Source organism: Hyphomicrobium facile (assembly GCF_900116175.1).
Classification (GTDB): domain Bacteria; phylum Pseudomonadota; class Alphaproteobacteria; order Rhizobiales; family Hyphomicrobiaceae; genus Hyphomicrobium_B; species Hyphomicrobium_B facile.
In genome coordinates, this window is the sequence record NZ_FPCH01000003.1 from 492,756 (window position 1) to 509,393 (window position 16,638).

General features: G+C 59.5%; 15 protein-coding genes and 1 tRNA gene. 4 read left to right on the forward strand and 12 right to left on the reverse strand.

The annotated features are described in order from the left end of the window. The 9 genes from gspM to BM399_RS15435 all read right to left on the reverse strand — a co-directional run bounded on the left by gspM (position 1) and on the right by BM399_RS15435 (position 7,687). Complete coding sequence (gene gspM, locus BM399_RS15395) at positions 1–582, reverse strand: type II secretion system protein GspM (RefSeq protein WP_244531285.1); 582 nt, start codon at positions 580–582, stop codon at positions 1–3. Beyond that, entirely contained in the window at positions 579–1,673 is a 1,095-nt protein-coding gene (locus tag BM399_RS15400; RefSeq protein WP_092868641.1) for a PilN domain-containing protein, read from the reverse strand. The genes gspM and BM399_RS15400 overlap by 4 nt, the downstream gene beginning before the upstream one ends. A 2-nt stretch (positions 1,674–1,675) precedes the next feature. Further along, positions 1,676–2,611: a type II secretion system protein GspK gene (locus tag BM399_RS15405; protein ID WP_092868642.1), complete on the reverse strand. Its 936-nt coding sequence runs from the start codon at positions 2,609–2,611 to the stop codon at positions 1,676–1,678. Positions 2,612–2,614: 3 nt separating this feature from the next. After that, positions 2,615–3,337, reverse strand: coding sequence for a prepilin-type N-terminal cleavage/methylation domain-containing protein (locus BM399_RS15410; protein WP_092869132.1), 723 nt, complete (start codon positions 3,335–3,337; stop codon positions 2,615–2,617). Between the two features lie 13 nt (positions 3,338–3,350). Beyond that, positions 3,351–3,707 carry a type IV pilus modification PilV family protein gene (locus BM399_RS15415; RefSeq protein ID WP_143117843.1) on the reverse strand — a complete coding sequence of 119 codons (357 nt, stop codon included), beginning with the start codon at positions 3,705–3,707 and terminating at the stop codon, positions 3,351–3,353. A 34-nt stretch (positions 3,708–3,741) separates the two neighbouring features. Continuing rightward, positions 3,742–4,230, reverse strand: a complete 489-nt coding sequence (locus BM399_RS15420) for a prepilin-type N-terminal cleavage/methylation domain-containing protein (RefSeq protein WP_244531286.1) — start codon at positions 4,228–4,230, stop codon at positions 3,742–3,744. Next, positions 4,199–4,684, reverse strand: a complete 486-nt coding sequence (gene gspG, locus BM399_RS15425; protein WP_092868645.1) for a type II secretion system major pseudopilin GspG — start codon at positions 4,682–4,684, stop codon at positions 4,199–4,201. The genes BM399_RS15420 and gspG overlap by 32 nt, the downstream gene beginning before the upstream one ends. A 17-nt stretch (positions 4,685–4,701) precedes the next feature. Next, complete coding sequence (locus BM399_RS15430; protein WP_244531287.1) at positions 4,702–5,946, reverse strand: type II secretion system F family protein; 1,245 nt, start codon at positions 5,944–5,946, stop codon at positions 4,702–4,704. A 76-nt stretch (positions 5,947–6,022) separates the two neighbouring features. Then, on the reverse strand, positions 6,023–7,687 hold the full coding sequence (locus BM399_RS15435) for a GspE/PulE family protein (protein WP_092868647.1): 1,665 nt from the start codon (positions 7,685–7,687) through the stop codon (positions 6,023–6,025). A gap of 517 nt (positions 7,688–8,204) precedes the next feature. On the opposite strand from BM399_RS15435, the gene gspD reads away from it, so the two are divergent. Continuing rightward, positions 8,205–10,424, forward strand: coding sequence for a type II secretion system secretin GspD (gene gspD, locus BM399_RS15440; RefSeq protein WP_244531288.1), 2,220 nt, complete (start codon positions 8,205–8,207; stop codon positions 10,422–10,424). 24 nt (positions 10,425–10,448) lie between these two features. On the opposite strand, the gene BM399_RS15445 is transcribed toward gspD, so the two are convergent. Continuing rightward, on the reverse strand, positions 10,449–11,036 hold the full coding sequence (locus BM399_RS15445) for a prepilin peptidase (protein ID WP_092868649.1): 588 nt from the start codon (positions 11,034–11,036) through the stop codon (positions 10,449–10,451). 331 nt (positions 11,037–11,367) lie between these two features. Here BM399_RS15445 and BM399_RS15450 point away from each other — a divergent pair, with 331 nt between their 5' ends. Beyond that, complete coding sequence (locus BM399_RS15450; protein ID WP_092868650.1) at positions 11,368–12,351, forward strand: helix-turn-helix domain-containing protein; 984 nt, start codon at positions 11,368–11,370, stop codon at positions 12,349–12,351. Between the two features lie 22 nt (positions 12,352–12,373). Then, a complete protein-coding gene (locus tag BM399_RS15455; protein WP_177228185.1) occupies positions 12,374–13,366 on the forward strand; it encodes a helix-turn-helix transcriptional regulator in 993 nt (330 codons plus the stop codon). 67 nt (positions 13,367–13,433) lie between these two features. On the opposite strand, the gene BM399_RS15460 is transcribed toward BM399_RS15455, so the two are convergent. Together BM399_RS15460 and BM399_RS15470 are read right to left on the reverse strand one after the other, a co-directional pair. Next, positions 13,434–15,101 carry a carboxylesterase/lipase family protein gene (locus tag BM399_RS15460; RefSeq protein ID WP_092868652.1) on the reverse strand — a complete coding sequence of 556 codons (1,668 nt, stop codon included), beginning with the start codon at positions 15,099–15,101 and terminating at the stop codon, positions 13,434–13,436. A gap of 292 nt (positions 15,102–15,393) precedes the next feature. Further along, positions 15,394–15,470, reverse strand: a tRNA-Arg gene (locus BM399_RS15470). Between the two features lie 241 nt (positions 15,471–15,711). Between BM399_RS15470 and BM399_RS15475 the strand changes: the two genes are divergently transcribed. Then, positions 15,712–16,617: a thermonuclease family protein gene (locus tag BM399_RS15475; RefSeq protein WP_143117844.1), complete on the forward strand. Its 906-nt coding sequence runs from the start codon at positions 15,712–15,714 to the stop codon at positions 16,615–16,617. Positions 16,618–16,638 lie beyond the last annotated feature (21 nt).

Here is a 16,638-nt window from a genome sequence, read left to right on the forward strand (position 1 = left end):
TCAGGATGATCCGTTCTGAACGGCGAAGCCGCTCACTTGCAGCGTAACTTCGAGCGGGCCGAGATAGTGCGGCTCGGTCGGGCGGAAGTCTTCGTGGATCCCGCGGACAACGATGTCGTCGATAAATATCAGCGGCGTGCCCGTCTCCAGACTATGCACGATATCGCGGAGCCCATCGGTGCCGACGTTGATCGACAAGCTCACCGAAATCCGCATGAGATTGCCATCCTCTTTCGGCGGCAAAATCTGGATGCTCGAGGCCGTGCCGCCGTTCGCGGTAACAAGCCCGTTGACCAGGCTCTGCAAGTTTGCGCCGGCAACGCCCGTCTTGTCGCCTTCAAGCAGTAGACTCTTGTCCTGCCCGAGCGCGGCGAGATCGGCATGCTCTTTCTTCAACTCGCTTTCGTGAGCGATCTGCGCGCGCAATTCGGGGAGACGCCGCTGCTTTTCCGCAATCGCCGCCTCAAGCTTTCTCGTTTGCAAAAAAGGCGCTGCGGCGAGCGCGCCGAGGGCCGTCAGCACGATCGCCAGTACGGCGAGTGCCAGAGATGCGCGTGAAAAACCCGATGATGGCATCGTCATTGGCTGCTCTCCGTATGCGCCACGCCCCGGAGCTTTGCGACAATCGAAAATGTCCCCAGGGTTTGGCCGTCCTCGCGCGTCGTCGGCGCGGCAAAGCGTACGTCCTCGAATTCAGGCGTGCTTTCGAGCAGGCCGATCAATCCCGTTGGATCGGCGGATTTTCCGACGATGCGGGCTTCGTTGTCGTGGATCTCGAACTCGTCGAGATAGGCCGTGTCGGGAAGCGAGCGACTCAACGCTTCGATCAAAGTCATGACCGGAGGAAAATCGATCTTCTGCTTTGCGAGGCGCTCGCGCTGGTCTTTCAATTTGGTATTTTCGTCGTTGAGGCGTTTGACTTCGTCAACCCGGGACGTCACCCCGATTATTTTCGATTCCATATCGCCATACTGATCGTTGAGGTCCGAGAGTTGGTAGATGCCGAACATGCAAATCGCCACGCTGCAGAGGGCAAGCGCGCAGAGCCCGACATGAAGCCTGCCCGCCATCTTGCTGACCGGGTCGGCCTCGAGGTGCGCCAGTTCGACGATCGATGCTGCGTCCGGCGCGGGTGCGAAGTCGACGGCGCCGGGAGATAGCCCTACCGTTCTCGCGGCATCTAGCGCCGTGTCGACAATCTTCTTCGTCGTCGCGACAATTTCGGTATTTATTTGCGTGGGAGACCCCGGATCCGCGCCGATGACGCGGTAGCTGTAGCGCGTATCTTCCTGCGGCCACGCAACGATCGTTTCGATCTTGTTCTCGACGACCGAATCCATCAAATCAGCGGCGGCTTTCGGCACCTGGATGGTTCTTCGGACGACATCGGTTGGCGACAAGCGAAGCAGGACCTGCTTCGATTCTTGCGCAGCCCTTTGCAACAGTGATCGTCTGATCGCTGCAATTTCTTCGGCGGAAGCATCGCTCCTCAGAACGCCGAGGTTGGTTATCTGGCTACCGGTCTTCGTCAATATTTCCAAACCCGCGGGCGTATGGAACAGCATCGTGCGCCACGGCCGCTCGCTCATCCGCTTGGGCGTCAGAAGCTTGCTCAGCTCGCGGAGCCACCACGAGTAAGCCTCGCGAATTCGGCCTCTATTGACTGCTTCCATTTTCACCGGGTTTTCTCCGCAGCAATGCTCGTTGTCGGCAACTTTGCCAACAGCCTGTAGGGAGCTCGTGGATCGAGCCCTGTCGCAATCACGAAAGTCCTGACGGCGCTATAGGTATCATCCGGCCGATGCGCGCGAACGGTGACGACGTAGGCCGGGCCACTCTCTTCAGACACATATGAGTGGCTCTTGTTGATCAAATCATCAAAGGCGGATTTGTCCGCATACTTGATCTTCTCGATGTCCGCCCGGCTGATATCGGGGATCGCTTCAAGAACCGTCATCGGTGCCGACTGCGGGTAGATCATGCCGCTGCGGCTGAATACAGTCAGGAACGGCGCGGCTTTTTCGAAGACGTCGCGGTCGATGCCTTGGGTACGGCCCAGCTGCGCGACGTCTATGAAGGCGATGTGCGACGTGGACGACTGCTCGTTGTCATCATCTGACTCTGACTGGTCGCGGCGTTTCCTCTTCTCGCCAGAGGCCGCGTCGCGCGCGTCCAGAATGATGTTGGTATAATGCGCGGCCTTCTCCGTGGAATTCGTCAGTTTGGCGAAGAAGGACCGCAACAGCTTCTCATCGCTCTTGTTGAGATCGATCAGACTGCTGGCGTCCCGCACCGTGATTTCCAGATCGGCGCCGGCGAACGTCATTGAATGGGTCGCGCCGTTCCCCGGCCAACGGCGGTTTTCGTCCTCATCGATCAAATGCGCTGCTGCAATCTCCAACCCGGCATCGAGCAGGGCTTCCGATCTCGTCAACCCGATTTCGGAAATCGCGGAGGAGGCGCCGCTACGCGCGGCGGCGTTGAAGGATGCGACGAGAATGACCGCCGAAGTCAGAACCCAGAGGACGACGAGCAGCACAAAGCCCGCTTCGCGGCCACCGTTCATGGCGGCGTCGCGAGCAGGCGAATTCTGTGCGTCACCGCGCTCCACCGCCTACCTCCCTGCTGTTCCAAGAGCGGCGCTCTGATCGCCGATCCGGGTCAACTCGCCGCCGGTCTTTGGGCTGCACTCACTTGAACCTTCCCCTATGCAGCTGATCTCCGCGTCGGTTCGAAGTGCGGCAACAAATGGTTGCGACGCGTACCCACCATTGGCGAGATCGATGATTTCCAGCCGGATGACGCCAGGCAATTTATTCTGCTGGCGCCAGGTCGGAGTCCACGCCGCATCCGGCTTTTCTTTTAGGGCGTACGAGAACTGGTATTTGAACGGGCCCTGCATCAGCGACACGCGATTTGCCGGAGTCGCGCCAGGAAAGGCTTGCATGTTCGTCACGTACGGGGCGCGAGCCCTGACGAGATCGACCGACGGCCCATTGGGGGCGATGGAGTAGTCGATGAAATAGGGGCCGGGCACGGTCGGGTAGGGCGGCTCGATCGTTACGAACGAAAGACGGTTTGGCGTTCCCGTGAAAAGGAACCGCTGCTTGTTGTCGTTCGTCACGATAAGGCGCTGAAGACCGGAAACGTCGCGTTGAAAAATATCGAACGCGCGCGCAACCATCTCGATCCGCTCAAGCCGGTTCGCATTGGCATTCCAATGTTGGGACAGCGTTCTCAGCGTGGAACTCAGAATCGCCAGGACGCCAGTCAAAATCGTCAAGCTCACGAGCAATTCGATGAGCGTGAAGCCGCTGTCCCGACGCGGAGATGCCATCGCTGTCGCGTTGCTATCCATTGGTGCGCCCGAGTTTCAGTGTATCGAGCTCGAATTGACGGCCGCCGGCCCAACTGACGACCACACGCACGCGCCGAAGTTTCCAATTGTCGTGCATGGCGACGTTGGCCCAGGAAGCGCCTTCCGATGCGACATCGATCGTCCAGGCAAATCCATCGGCGTTTCCGGACTTCGAAAAGACTCGGCCGCTCCAGCTTGCGATCGTATCGGCGAGCAATCCTTGCGCGAAAATTCTCGCGCGCGCGTAGTCCTCCGCGACGCCCGCAGTTCGTAAAGCGCGCGAATGGGCTTCGAACAAGCTGACGAGCCCGATCGACATCACCAACATTGCCGTCAGCGTCTCAAACAATGTGAAGCCCGCCTCCGTCGCGGCCTGAGGCGCGTTAGTTGAGTGCGCCTGTCGACACGCGGCCGGTGAGCCAGTTGACGCGGATTTCATAACCCCGCCCTTCCATTTCCAGATTTATCGTTGCGCCGGTCGAGCTGCCGTTCGGGTAGAAGCGAACACCCGTTACCGTGGGAGAGCGGATCTCGCCGTCGGCGGCCGTCACGTCCATTTTCATCGCGCGCGAAAAAGAGATCGGCGCGCTGCCATCGCTGAACTCCATCGCGCGCGCATCAAGGTGGATGGTTGCGACCCTCTCGTTGCCTGAAGTCATCGCATTGGCGCGCAAGTCGCGAAGGCGCGAGGCCGCCAGCAGCGCGGCGGTCTTGATCTGCGCGCTACCGGATGGCGAACGATACAAAGTCGCGATCGCAGCAGCGGTCATGGCGATGATCAGCATCACCGCCAGCACCTCCATCAGCGTAAAGCCGGCGCTGCCGCTTGCGCTTCTCTGCCTATTGCCAGCTCGCAACGTCCTGGTCCTCACCTTGTCCGCCTTCTTTCTTGTCGGCGCCGAGCGTCAGAATATCGAATGGCCCGTGTTTTCCGGGATAGCGATAGATGTACGGCTGACCCCACGGATCGGGGGGCACCTTGTCTTTCTTCAGATACGGGCCGTTCCAGCCCGGCACGTCGCCCGGGCGCTGCACGAGCGCGTTCAGTCCCTCGCGCGCGTCGGGATACCTACCCGTGTCGAGCTTGTAGAGTTCGAGTGATGTGCTCAGGCTTTCGATCTGCACTTTTGCGGATTTCGTCCGCGAGCTGCCGAGATAGCCAATGACGCGTGGCGCAACGAGACTTGCCAGCAGAACAAGGATCACCATCACGACCAGAAGTTCGATCAGCGTGAATCCGGCTTCGCTGGCGCGCACGTTATCGGGCGACGCTTTGCGGCGGCGTTTCAGGTTGCGCAGGTTTCGTATGATTTCTTCGGCACTCATCGGTCGTCCGCTTTCTATTACATTGCCAAGTCGTTGATGCTGATAACCGCGCTCAATATCGAGACGATGATGAATGCGATGACGCCGCTGACGACCAGAATGATCATCGGCTCGAAAATCGTGAACGTACGCTCGACCGTGCGCTCCAACTTCTCTTCGAATACCTCCGACATGTGGAGCAACGACGACGCCAAGTTTCCCGTCTCTTCGCCGACGCGGAGCATGTTGATCAGAACCGGCGGGAACAGCCCCGATTGCGATAGCGGTTCGAGAAAGCTGCGGCCCTTGCGCAGCGCGTCGTAGGATTGATCGAGCGCCTCGGCGGCGAGCTTATTGCCGATAACGCCCCCCACGAGCTTCATCGCCGCGGGAAGATCGACGCCGTTTTCGAGCAGCATGCCGAGCGTGCGGCAGAAACGGATCGTCAAATTCATTTGCAGAACGGTGCCGACGAGCGGGAGGCGCATCAGCAGCATCTGGACGTTGCCGCGGATCTTCGGCCAGGCAACGATCGCAAGGATCACAACACCGCCGATGCTCGCCAGCAAATATTCCCAGTTCGCGAGAAGCCAGTCGGAGGCGCCGATCACAAAGCGCGCCTGCTCGGGAATTTCGGTGCCGGCGTTGCCGATCATGTCCTTGAAGCGCGGGACGACGAACGTCAGCATGATGGTCACGGCGGCGATGGCCATGACGATCAGCAGGCATGGATAGAGCACTTCAGAGATGGCCATGCTTTTGAGCTTTTGGGCCTTCTCGCGGCCATGCGCGATGCGCTCGAGAACCGTCTCCAGCGTGCCGCTCGCCTCAGCGACGCGCACCATTCGGGAGTAAATCGGCGGGAACGCCTCGCCTTGCATCTCCAAAGCTTCGCACAGACTTTTGCCGCTGCTGACGGCGTCGCCGACGCGGCCGACCAGTCGAGACAGTGCTTTCGACCCGGCGTCGCGTTCGAGAAATCCCAATGCCTGATCGAGCGGCAATCCCGCCTTGAGGAGCATCGCCAGCTCGCGCGTAAAGTGCGTGATCTGCCGGGACGACGGCAGCCCGGAGAAGATCGACGATGCCCCGCGCGCATTGCCGCCCGCCGTCTGAGCGAGTTCTTTGACCTCGATCGGAAAATGGCCGAGCTGATGCAGGTCCTCGAGGACCGTCGCTCGACTGACTGCTTCCATCTCACCCGACAAGCTGACGCCCGTGCGGCTGAGCGCTTTATAGCGGTAGAGCATCGTCAGGCCATCCGAATAGGATCGCTGGGCCAATGCGCGCTCACGTGCGCCTTCATGATATTTCCCCTCAGTTTCTTTTCTTGTGTGACGGCGCTTTTTCTAAGTGCCGTTAAATATCAAGCGCGACGCGGCGGACCTCCTCTTGCGTAGTGATGCCCGCATGGCATTTCGCAAGGCCGTCCATGATCATCGTGGTCATGCCGTTGCGACGGGCGGCCGCCTCGATGTCCGCCGTTCTGGCGTTGGGCTGTATCAGCTGGCGAATTTCGTCATCGACGGTCATGACTTCCGCGATCACGATGCGTCCGCTGTAGCCGGTGCCAAAGCAGCGTTCGCATCCGACTGCGCGCCAATGGCCGTCGCCACCGATCAACCGCCGCTGCTCGATACTGCCCAGTGTAAGCTCCTCGTCGGAGGGTTGCTTGCAGTGCTGGCAGAGCACGCGAACCAGCCGTTGGCCGACGACGCACCTCAGCGAGGACGCGAGGAGAAACGCGTCGATCCCCATGTCGAGCAGTCGCGGAATGGCGCCAGCGGCGGTGTTGGTGTGCAGCGTCGAAAGGACGAGATGGCCCGTCAGCGCCGCGTGAATGGAGATGCTGGCGGTTTCGCCGTCGCGCATTTCGCCGACCATTAACACGTCAGGGTCGTGCCGGAGGAACGAGCGCAACGCGTCGGCGAAGGTGAGGCCGATCGCCGGCTTGGCTTGGGTCTGGTTGACGCCGTCGAGCTCATACTCGATCGGATCTTCGATCGTCAGAATTTTCCGGTGCGTCTGATTGAGCAGCGAAAGCGCGGTCGCGAGCGTCGTCGTCTTGCCCGAACCGGTCGGACCCGTCACCAGCATCAAGCCGTAGGGCGCCGAGAGATGGCTGCGGATTTCCCGCTCGTCCCACGCGCCGAAGCCGAGCGGGGCAAAGTCGAGCATCCGCCTGACGTTATCGAGCAGACGAATGGCGACAGCCTCGCCGTGGATCGTCGGAATGGTGGCGATGCGCAGATCGAGACGATGCTCGTTAATCCGGATGCGTGAGCGGCCATCCTGCGGCAGGCGGCGTTCGGCGATATTCAGTCCCGACAGAATCTTAACGCGCGAAACGACGGCCTTGGCCATTTGCGCGGGCGGCGGAGCGACGTCGCGGAGCATGCCATCGACGCGCATGCGAATCGCCACGCGTCCGTCGAACGGCTCGATATGGATGTCAGTCGCTCGCGCATGCACGGCGTGCTGGATCATCTGGTTAACGAAGCGCACGACCGGCGCGCCGAGCGCCATATCGCGCAGGTGCTCGACGTCGTCGGCACCCGGCGTGGTCTTCGCTGTGTCCTGCCACATCGCGGAACTGCCGCGTTCGCGTGCTGCACGCTCGATCGCTGACAGGATGTCTTCGGACGAGGCAACGCGCGGCAGGATTTCGCGCTGAAGCGCAATACGAACGGCGTTTATGGACTGATCATCCGATGGATCTTCCATCGCGAGCAGCACGCCGTCGTCGACTTCGCCGAACGGAAACACCTTGTTTTCGCGCAAAAACGCGTAGGAGATGTTCGCTTGCGGCGGCTGAAATTTCTGCCAGTCGGTCTCTTCGACTTTCGGGACTTTATGAAAATCCGCCACCGCGCGCACGAGCGTCTGCGGCTGAACACCCGACGCCTTCCGCAATGCGGAGAATATGGAAGCGCCTGTCTCCTGGCGAAACTTCCCGACGCTGTCGAGATCGCTTTGCGAAACGATGCGCTCGCTGAGCAGGTACTCTTCGAAACTGCCACTCATAACAACTGCCCCACCCCCGGACGTATACGCGTACTGCAGCCGGGGAACGTCGAACCGTATCAACAAAGCGGGGGTCTATAAATCCCAATTTTCCCGTAAGCGCCTCGCGCCGTATGCGTATTTCTCGAAGAGGCTAACGAGCAAGGTGAATGACGGCGTGCGAGTGCACTGGCGTCCAATTCAGTTCACTCACGGCAAGTTTCTACAGTGGTGGCGCGGAGCATAAGTTACGCCATGGCAACAGACCTTGATCCAACAATGTAATGCGGGTCGAAATTTTCTTGCGGATTACGTCTGCAGACTATTGCGTACGCGTACAGCGGGAAAAGTCGGCGACGGCACAGTGGCTCTGTTGAAGGTGTCGTCGCGAAGTCCAAACAAAATTTTTGTCGCGTAGGACTTCTAGAGGAAGTTTTTTATGGGTCGCTGGTTGAGCCTAGCCGTAAGTTTTTTTGCGTCGGTTAGTTTCTCGGGGTGCTCTTCGCTCGAAAAGCCCCTCATTGAGCCGCCCGATGAGATGGCAAAACTTTCAAATGCGAGCCTTGCTCCCGCAAGCCCCATAAACCGGCCGCAATATAGCTCGGTCGGCAGCTCGCAAACGGTTTCCCAGAAATTCCCCGGCGATAATCGCATCACCTCCTCAGCGACGCGGCAAATGAATGCGGGCGTGAGCGAAAGCGGCTCGGGTTATGAGCTGACTTTCAACGATACGGAGCTATCCGAGTTCGTAAAGGTCGTGCTGAAAGACACGCTTGGAATAACGTACGTCTTCGATTCGAAGGTCGAAGGCCGGGTCACGCTGTCGACCGGCGGTCCGGTGTCGCGGACCCAGCTCATTTCAATCCTGGAGAGCGTGCTTGCGACCTATAAAGCGGTCCTCCTCATCGAAAACAACGTCTACCGTGTGGTTCCTGAAGCCGACGCGCACCAGCAGGGCATCTCTGCGTTCGACTACGTCAAGGAAAGCCGGGAGGTCGGCGCCGGTTACGGCGTTTCGATCTTCCCGCTGCGGTACGTCTCGACGGATGCGATCATGCGCATGCTCGATGGACTGTTGGTCAAGCAGGAGGACCTGCGCGCAAGCGTCTACAACAACCTTCTCTTCGTCCGCGGTTCCAGCCAAGCGCGGCAGTCCGTCGTCGAAATCATTTCGATGTTCGACGTCGATTGGATGAAGGGGCAGTCAGCGGGGCTCTTCAAGCTGAACAATGCAGCGCCCGACGACGTCATCCGGGAGCTGGCGCAAGTTTTCCAGACGGAGCGGCAAGGCAGGGGCCTCGTCAAGTTTCAGCCGATCGCGCGCCTCAATGCCATCCTGGTGCTCGCGCCGAAATCGCAATCGATCGACAAGGCGGCGGAATGGATTTCGCGGCTCGACCACGGCGGCGCCGACGACAACAACTTCTACGTGTATCGGGTTGAAAACGGACGCGCGAAAGATTTGGCGCAGCTGTTGATGGCGGCGTTTTCCGGATCGAGCGGCGGCTCCCTTCGCGGCGCGGAAGAGAAAGAAGTTGCACCGACTTCCGGAGCTTCCCGGATGGGTTCGGGTGGGGGCAGCGGAAGTAGCTTTGGAAGCAGCTTTGGCAGCAGCAACGGCAGCAACAGCTCTGCCGGCACAGGGGCCGGTTTTGCCAGCAGCGATACTCCGGGCAGTTCCAGCAGCAGCAGCGGTCCGTTGAAGAGCGCGCCACCTCCAGCGGCAGCCGCGGACGACACCTCCGCAGATGATAGCTCGGCGTCTTCGGGGGGCTCTTCCACGTCGTCAGATCAGGTGCGGATCACTCCGGACGAGCGAAACAACAAGCTGCTGATCAAGGCATCGGAACGCAACTACCGGAAGATCCTCCAGATCCTCCGGCGCATCGATCAACCGCCGTTGCAGGTGCTCATCAATGCGACGCTCGCCGAAGTGACGCTCAACGACAATCTGGCCTACGGCGTACAATTCTATCTGCAGAAAAACCGCGGCAAGGCCGGCGCAATCGGGTTCAGCACCGCCGATGCACTTGCCATCGCGCCAGTGGCGCCCGGTCTCAATCTCATTGCGGGAGCCGTTGGATCAGATCCCCGCGTGATCCTCGATGCGCTGGCGCAGGAGACTGCCGTCCGGGTCGTTTCATCGCCATCCGTCGTCGTGCTTCACAACCAGCCGGCGACATTGGAAGTCGGCGACGAGGTTCCGATCATCACACGCCAGGCACAGAGCGTGATCAATCCGGACTCGCCTACCGTCAACGAGATCGAGTTCAAGAATACGGGCGTCATCCTGAATGTAACGCCGCGCATCAACAGCAACGGTCTCGTGACGATGGAAATCCAGCAGGAAGTGAGCGCGGTTCAGAACCCTGCGGGCCAGAGCTCATCTTCATCGACGTCGCTGACACCAACGATATCGCAACGGCGCGTGACGAGCACGATTGCCGTCCAGAGCGGCCAGATGGTGGTTCTCGGCGGCCTCATCCGCGAGGAAGTGAACCGCTCGAAATCCAGCATTCCCGTGCTCAACAAAATCCCCTACATCGGCGACGTTCTCGGTGGGGATACCAACAACACGAAGGTGAGAACCGAGCTCATCGTGTTTATTCGGCCGACGGTCATTCACAATCCGGAAGACGCGAGCAACGCTGCTGAAGCGCTGCGTGCGGGTATGCAATCGCTCGCGCCAAGGCCAACGGCCTGGGATGTCGACGTTCAAGAACGGGGAGCGGGAGGCCAGGCGTCGGTGATAAAGTGAGAGTCACTTTATCCCAAGACGCGATTACCAAGCCGCAAGTTGGGTGAGTTCCATTCGCGCGGCCAACGCATTCACGCACCAGATCACCCAGATCGCAGGTCCGAAGAAGACGCCGAACGGCACCGCAGACGTGGCAGTGACCGAAGATTTGCCGCGAACGCGCACAAGCGCCACGCAGAAAATCGCCGTCACACAGGCGAGAAGCAAGGCATTGCTCATGCCTTGAAGTCCGGTCCACGCTCCCGCGACCGCTGCGAGCTTGACGTCTCCGAGCCCAAGCCCTTCGCGCCCGCGCCAAACATAGTAACCGTACCGAACGGCATACAAGAGAATGCCTCCGGCAATTGCCGCCAGGAAGTGTTCGAGCACCAGCGTCCGGCCGGCGTCGATGTCATCCCACAGCCAGACGATGATGAGACCGGCTGGAATCATCGGTAACGACAGAACATCGGGAATGATGAAGTTCTCGGCATCGTAAGCGGCGATGGCGATCATCACCCAGCCGAGGATGCACGAGACGATTGCGCGCTGTGGCTCGAAAAGAGCGAATGACATCAATGCGACGCCGACGGCCGCGGCGATGGCGATCAAGTTTGTGCTCGGCGACTTCATTTCATCCGGATCGGCAACTGGTTTCCCTACCAACCCTGATGGATCGATATTTTTAGCTCTTTGAGAAGACGAACTGTGCACTCATACCCATCAGGGCACGCAAAAGCGAGAGATGAACTTTGTGCACTGGCTCGTTAGAAATGTTCCCTCACCGCCAAGCGCGCGCCCCATGAGCGCTCTATACAGCGCTGCAGAAACGGTCATACAAACTAATATTCTTCACGACTTTCAGTACTCTAGAAGCAAACAAATTACACCCGGCGCGCGTTCGATGAACTGTGAAGCGGGCACTCATCGAAGCGGCGTAGAACCGTAGGTGGGAGGAAACGAAATGTCGATTATGGAGAGCGCGCCCGCAAGCGCTGCTCGACTTTCCGTTTGGGATAGCCGGTCAGGACCGCACGCTGAGGCCTTCAGCAACTTTCGCGAAACGATCTGCAACGAATTCATGCCTTGGACGCCTGAACTGATCGACGACAATTTTCATGCGCGTGTTGAAAGCCTGGGCTTCGAGAGCGGAACCGTCGGCCGTGTGCGAATGACGTCGATCACCGCCACGAAGACGAAATCGAATATCGCCAGATCCGCCATGGACTGCATTCACGGCAACCTTATTCTTTCCGGCGAGCTCAAGGTCGAGCAAGGCGGACGAACGAATTTTGCGAAGCCGGGCGAACTCGTTCTTTATCAAAGCTATGAGCCCGTCGTCTTGACGGAGAGATCCGGCCAGCCGTTCGACAATCTCGCGTTCATTATCCGGAGGTCCGTATTTCCGCCCGCAATCCACGCCGACGACATTTTTCGCAACGTGGTTGTCGGGGCGGACAGATTGGCCGGTCCACTCGGCGGATGCTTGAACCTTCTGGTCAAGGAGCTCACGATGGCATCGGAGGCCGAACTTTCCGGCCTCTTCGAAGCGTGCGTTACGTTGCTGCCTTTGGTGATGGTCGCAGACTCCGGCGAGCGGAGTATCGGCGTCGCCAAGAGTGGGCGGACACTGCGCGAGGTACTGCGCTATATCGATCGCAACCTCTCCAATCCGGATTTGTCGCCTGCGCTCGTTGCTGATCAACTCGGCGTATCGGTCCGCTATATTCACAAGCTCTTTGCAAACACCAGCGAAACGTTTGGTTCCTACGTGACCGAGCGGCGGCTCGAAAGGGTCAAGTGGGACTTGCTTGCATCGAGCAAACGACCGCCGATTGCGGCCATGGCATACCGGTGGGGCTTCGGCGATCTCTCGACGTTCAACCGAGCTTTCAAATCGAGGTACGCTTGCACGCCCAGCAGGTTCAGGACGCGCAGCGACCCTTAACGCGGATGCAGGGGGGCATACGTTGAACAACTCCGTCAACGAGCGCGCCACACCGAAGACCTGCCTGTGGGACAGCCAATATGGGCCGTCGACGACCGCATTCAGCACTTTTCGCAAATTCGTCTGTGGCGCATTTCTTCCATGGTCAATAGAGCGGCAACAGGACGACCCATTTCACGGGCGAGCAGAAGGGCTGCTTCTTCCCATGGGCGCCGTCGCGAAAATGAAGACATCTCCGATCATCGCAGCACGTCACAAGACTGAACTCGACAGTTCGCCGTTCGAGTGCATTTTCGCGAATTACGTGCTTTCCGGCGAGCTCAACGTTCAACAGGGCCTGCATGACTTTACGGCCGAGCGCGGAGACCTTGTCATTCACGAGAGTCGCTATCCTGTCGTGATGACGGAAAAGTGCGACGGGCAGTTCGAGTGCCTGACGTTTCGCTTCGACCGGAACCAATTTGCGGCGTTCGAAAGCGCGAACGGTGATCTGAGCTGCGCGCTGATTTCCGCGGACAGCATGATTGCGCCGCTGACGGCCTGTCTCGGTTATCTCTCCGAAAACTTTCTCGTCATTCCGGATTTTGAAGCCGTCTCGCTTTTCAATGTTTTTGCTTCGCTGTTACCGGTTGCGGCATTGGCCGTTCCAAAGGAGCATGAGAGACCGGCGCGAGGCAACGTTGCCCAGCGATCGTTGCTGAGCGATCTCTTGGACTACATAAATGCAAACCTGGATGCTCCTGATCTCTCACCCAGATCGGCTGCGGCGAAGCTCGGAATTTCCCTCCGCTATGTCCACAAGCTTTGCGCCGAGAAGGGAATGACATTCTGCGGTTATGTGACGTCGCAGAGGCTCGACCACGTGCGGAAAGATCTTTGCCTCCCAGCACTTCGCCATGAGCCGATTTATGCCGTCGCGGCTCGCCGGGGTTTCGGGGATCCATCGGCTTTCAATCGCATCTTCAAGGAGCGATTCGGGATAACGCCTGGACGCGCCCGCGCCCTCTGTCCCTAGGGCCAATCAAAGAGCGGCTGCAGCTTCGAAGATGCAGCCGCGCTCAGAACTCGGTCCTCGCAAGTGACTACATCAGCGGATAGACGATCTGCGTATCCCAGAAATCGCACTTGTATGCGGCTCTGTAATCGGCTTCCGATTCCGTCGACAGCGGCGTGTTCTCATTCAAGAATTGCACCGACGAGCCGTTGACCTTCGGCCACGGCGAGTTGCCGTTACCGTTCGGATTTCCCGTTGCCGCGAAGTTCGTCCACGCTGCAACAAGCTGATCGGACAGCCCGATTTCGGCGCCTTGAATTTCACGCGGGACGCCAGTCGTCTGGTCGAGATTCACGCCCAACGGACCGCCATGCCAGTTCGCGAACAGAAACTGGATGTCGATCGTGTGTGCCGCCAGGGGTTGGAAGCCCGGCATCTTGGGGAAGTAATAGGGCGCGTTCTGATAGGTGAAGTCGTAGCCATAGGTCGCCATCTGCGGTCCCCACAATTTGAGAACATGCAGACCGCTGCACTTGCCGCGATCGGTGCTGACGCGATCAAACGCCAGCTGCGTATTGCCGCCGTAGTTGCTGAGCGGGTACTGCGCCGCGACCGCGCCCGTAACGCGAGCGTTATATTGGTCGACCGTCATCGGCACCTGTGGCGGCCCTGAGAAGTATTCTGTGATGCCGATACCGAAGTTGCCTTCATCTTTCACGGCACCGCCCATGGTCGGCATCTTGTTGAAGTTGCCGGACGTCCAGGCGGCTTCGGGTTGCCTTGGTATGATTGTCCCGTCAACGAACGGGCCGGTTATGTAGGGCCCGTTCGCGTTCGGCGTCCCCTGCAGCTGCAGGATGCGCGAGGCGGATAGGCTACGCAGGCATTGGGAAACGTTGGAACCGGTGCATCCCGCGGCGGTTGCGAAGTCGTTGCCGTGCGAAAGCGCGGTCGTGGCGTTCGCCAATGACGACAGTGGCGAGCTTTCATAGATCGCCCGGTTGAACAGTCCCGTCGCTAGAGGCGAAAGCTGGTTGGCGCCTGTGTCTTGCGCACCGGCGGACTGTCCTCCGAGAGCAACTTTCGTCGGGTCACCGCCGAACGCAGCGGCGTTTCTCTGAACCCAGTGGAGCACCGCCTGAATGTCGAGGATGCCGTAGTTGCCCCACAGATGACCTTCGTTGTTGATCGCTTGCTGCGAGAAGTAGCCGAAAAGTCCCAGGCGATAGTTGATCACGACAACGACGGTATCTTTGCCATAGGGGCCGCCCGTTGCGAGCTTGCTCGCATCATAGTCGTTGGATTCGCCGTCGACGTTGCCGCCGCCGTGGATCCAGACCAGAACCGGCTTCTTTCCGTTGCTCTTGTTCGATGTGAAAACGCTGAGGTACAGGCAGTCTTCATTCACGCTCGAAGGTCCTGCGAAGGCGCCGAGTTCGGTCACCTGCGGGCAGGTGCTCTTGTACTCCGTCGCGTCGTAGGTTTCTTTCCACTTCTTCACCGGCTGCGGCGGCTGCCAGCGCAAATTGCCGACAGGTGGCGCGGCATAAGGAATACCGAGAAAGATGTTGACGCCATTTTTCGTAAATCCGCGAACCGGGCCTTCGGCCGTTCTGACCGTCGGGCCGCTATCGTCATCGTGGTCATGCGCAAGTGCGGGCATCGATGCGAATGCGCCTGCTGCGAACAAAGCTGTCGCAAGCAGCCCGGCACAACGCGACTTCGGTCGCGCGTTCGTGCTTCGAAACGTTTCCATACGAATCTCCTTGAGCCCTAATTTTTAAAAATTTTCATGTGCGACGCTCGCCGCGCATCGCATGCGGATGAGCGGCGAGACCGGCGTTCCCTTGCGCAATGATGCAGGCGGAACGCCGAGCGTGTTTTCACGCGGACTGAAGATTGGCTCTACGGTGAGAAGGAACGTTTCTGGCGACGGCGTGCACAGCGTTAAAAAAATTTGGGTCGCGTCGACGTATGTCGGCCGTTCCGAAGGGGCGATCCCGAGCGAAGCTCGCTTATGCGGATGACGTCAGCGTCACGTTCGAAGGTGGCGACCCCGGCAGGATTTGAACCTGCGACCTACGGTTTAGGAAACCGTTGCTCTATCCAGCTGAGCTACGGGGCCGGTCCGCGCTGTCCGGCAGTGGGCCGCCGGGAGCTGGCCGCTTTCGCGGCGCGCCGGAAAGCTATGCGGTGAGCATGGGCGCAGGTCAAGCGTGGGGGTTAATTCTCGCGGCCGCAGGCACGATGACACCCTGTCATTTATGCTCTTTTCGGTTGGGCCCGGATCCCGGCGTTCAATCGAGGGCGGCATCGGCTTCTTTCGCACCTTGGCGAAGAGGGGCGACTATGATCAGATTTGCGTTATGGCTTGGCGGGGTTCGGCAGCGATATTCGGCGTTCTGGTGCTGCTCGGGGTGCATCCTCGCGCGGTTGCTGCGGACGACAATCAGGCTCAGACCTGCACTCTAGAGCCCGGTCCCATCCGGACGGTCACGCGGATCGTCGATGGCGAAACAATCATTCTCGATGACGGTAAAGTCGTCCGGCTGATCGGCGCGCTTGCGCCCAGGGCACGCGACGCCAATGCGGCTCACGGGGCGTGGCCTCCGGAAGTCGACACCATCAGGGCGCTATCGGATCTCGTCCTTGCGAAGAAGATCAAGCTCGCGTTCGCGGGGCGGCGTATCGACCGCTACGGGCGGACGCTCGCGCACGTTTTCGTGGATGATCACGGGCAGCAGAGCTGGGTGCAGGGAGCGCTGCTCGCCAAGGGCTTTGCGCGCGCCTACGGGTTTCCCGAAAGCTTTACATGCTCTGCTGAGCTACTCGCGCATGAAGCGGAAGCGCGGGAGAAACGGTTAGGGCTTTGGAATAATGGCGTCTATCGCACCTTGCCCGCCGACCGCGCAGGCGAAGTGATGAAGCAGCGCGGCAAGTACGTTCGCGTGACGGGGACTGTGGCTTCCATCGGCCGCACGAAAAGCGCGGCGTACATCAACTTCAGCAACGACTGGCAAACGGATTTCACCGCGCGCGTCGACAAGAAAGTACTTGCTGCAAATCCCGAGTTCGACCGCGCGCTCGATGGCCTGACAGGCAAGACCGTCGTCGTACGCGGATGGATCGAGCGGCGGAATGGTCCGATGATCGACATTGCCGATCCATCGCAGCTTGAAATGCCGCTGCCGCCCGGAACTCCGGCCACTGTCAGTGATCAAAGCCCTTTGAACCCGCTCCTTTCGGTGCGAGCGCCGGGTGATCCGATCTGATGATGGCAGCCAAAAAGAGTT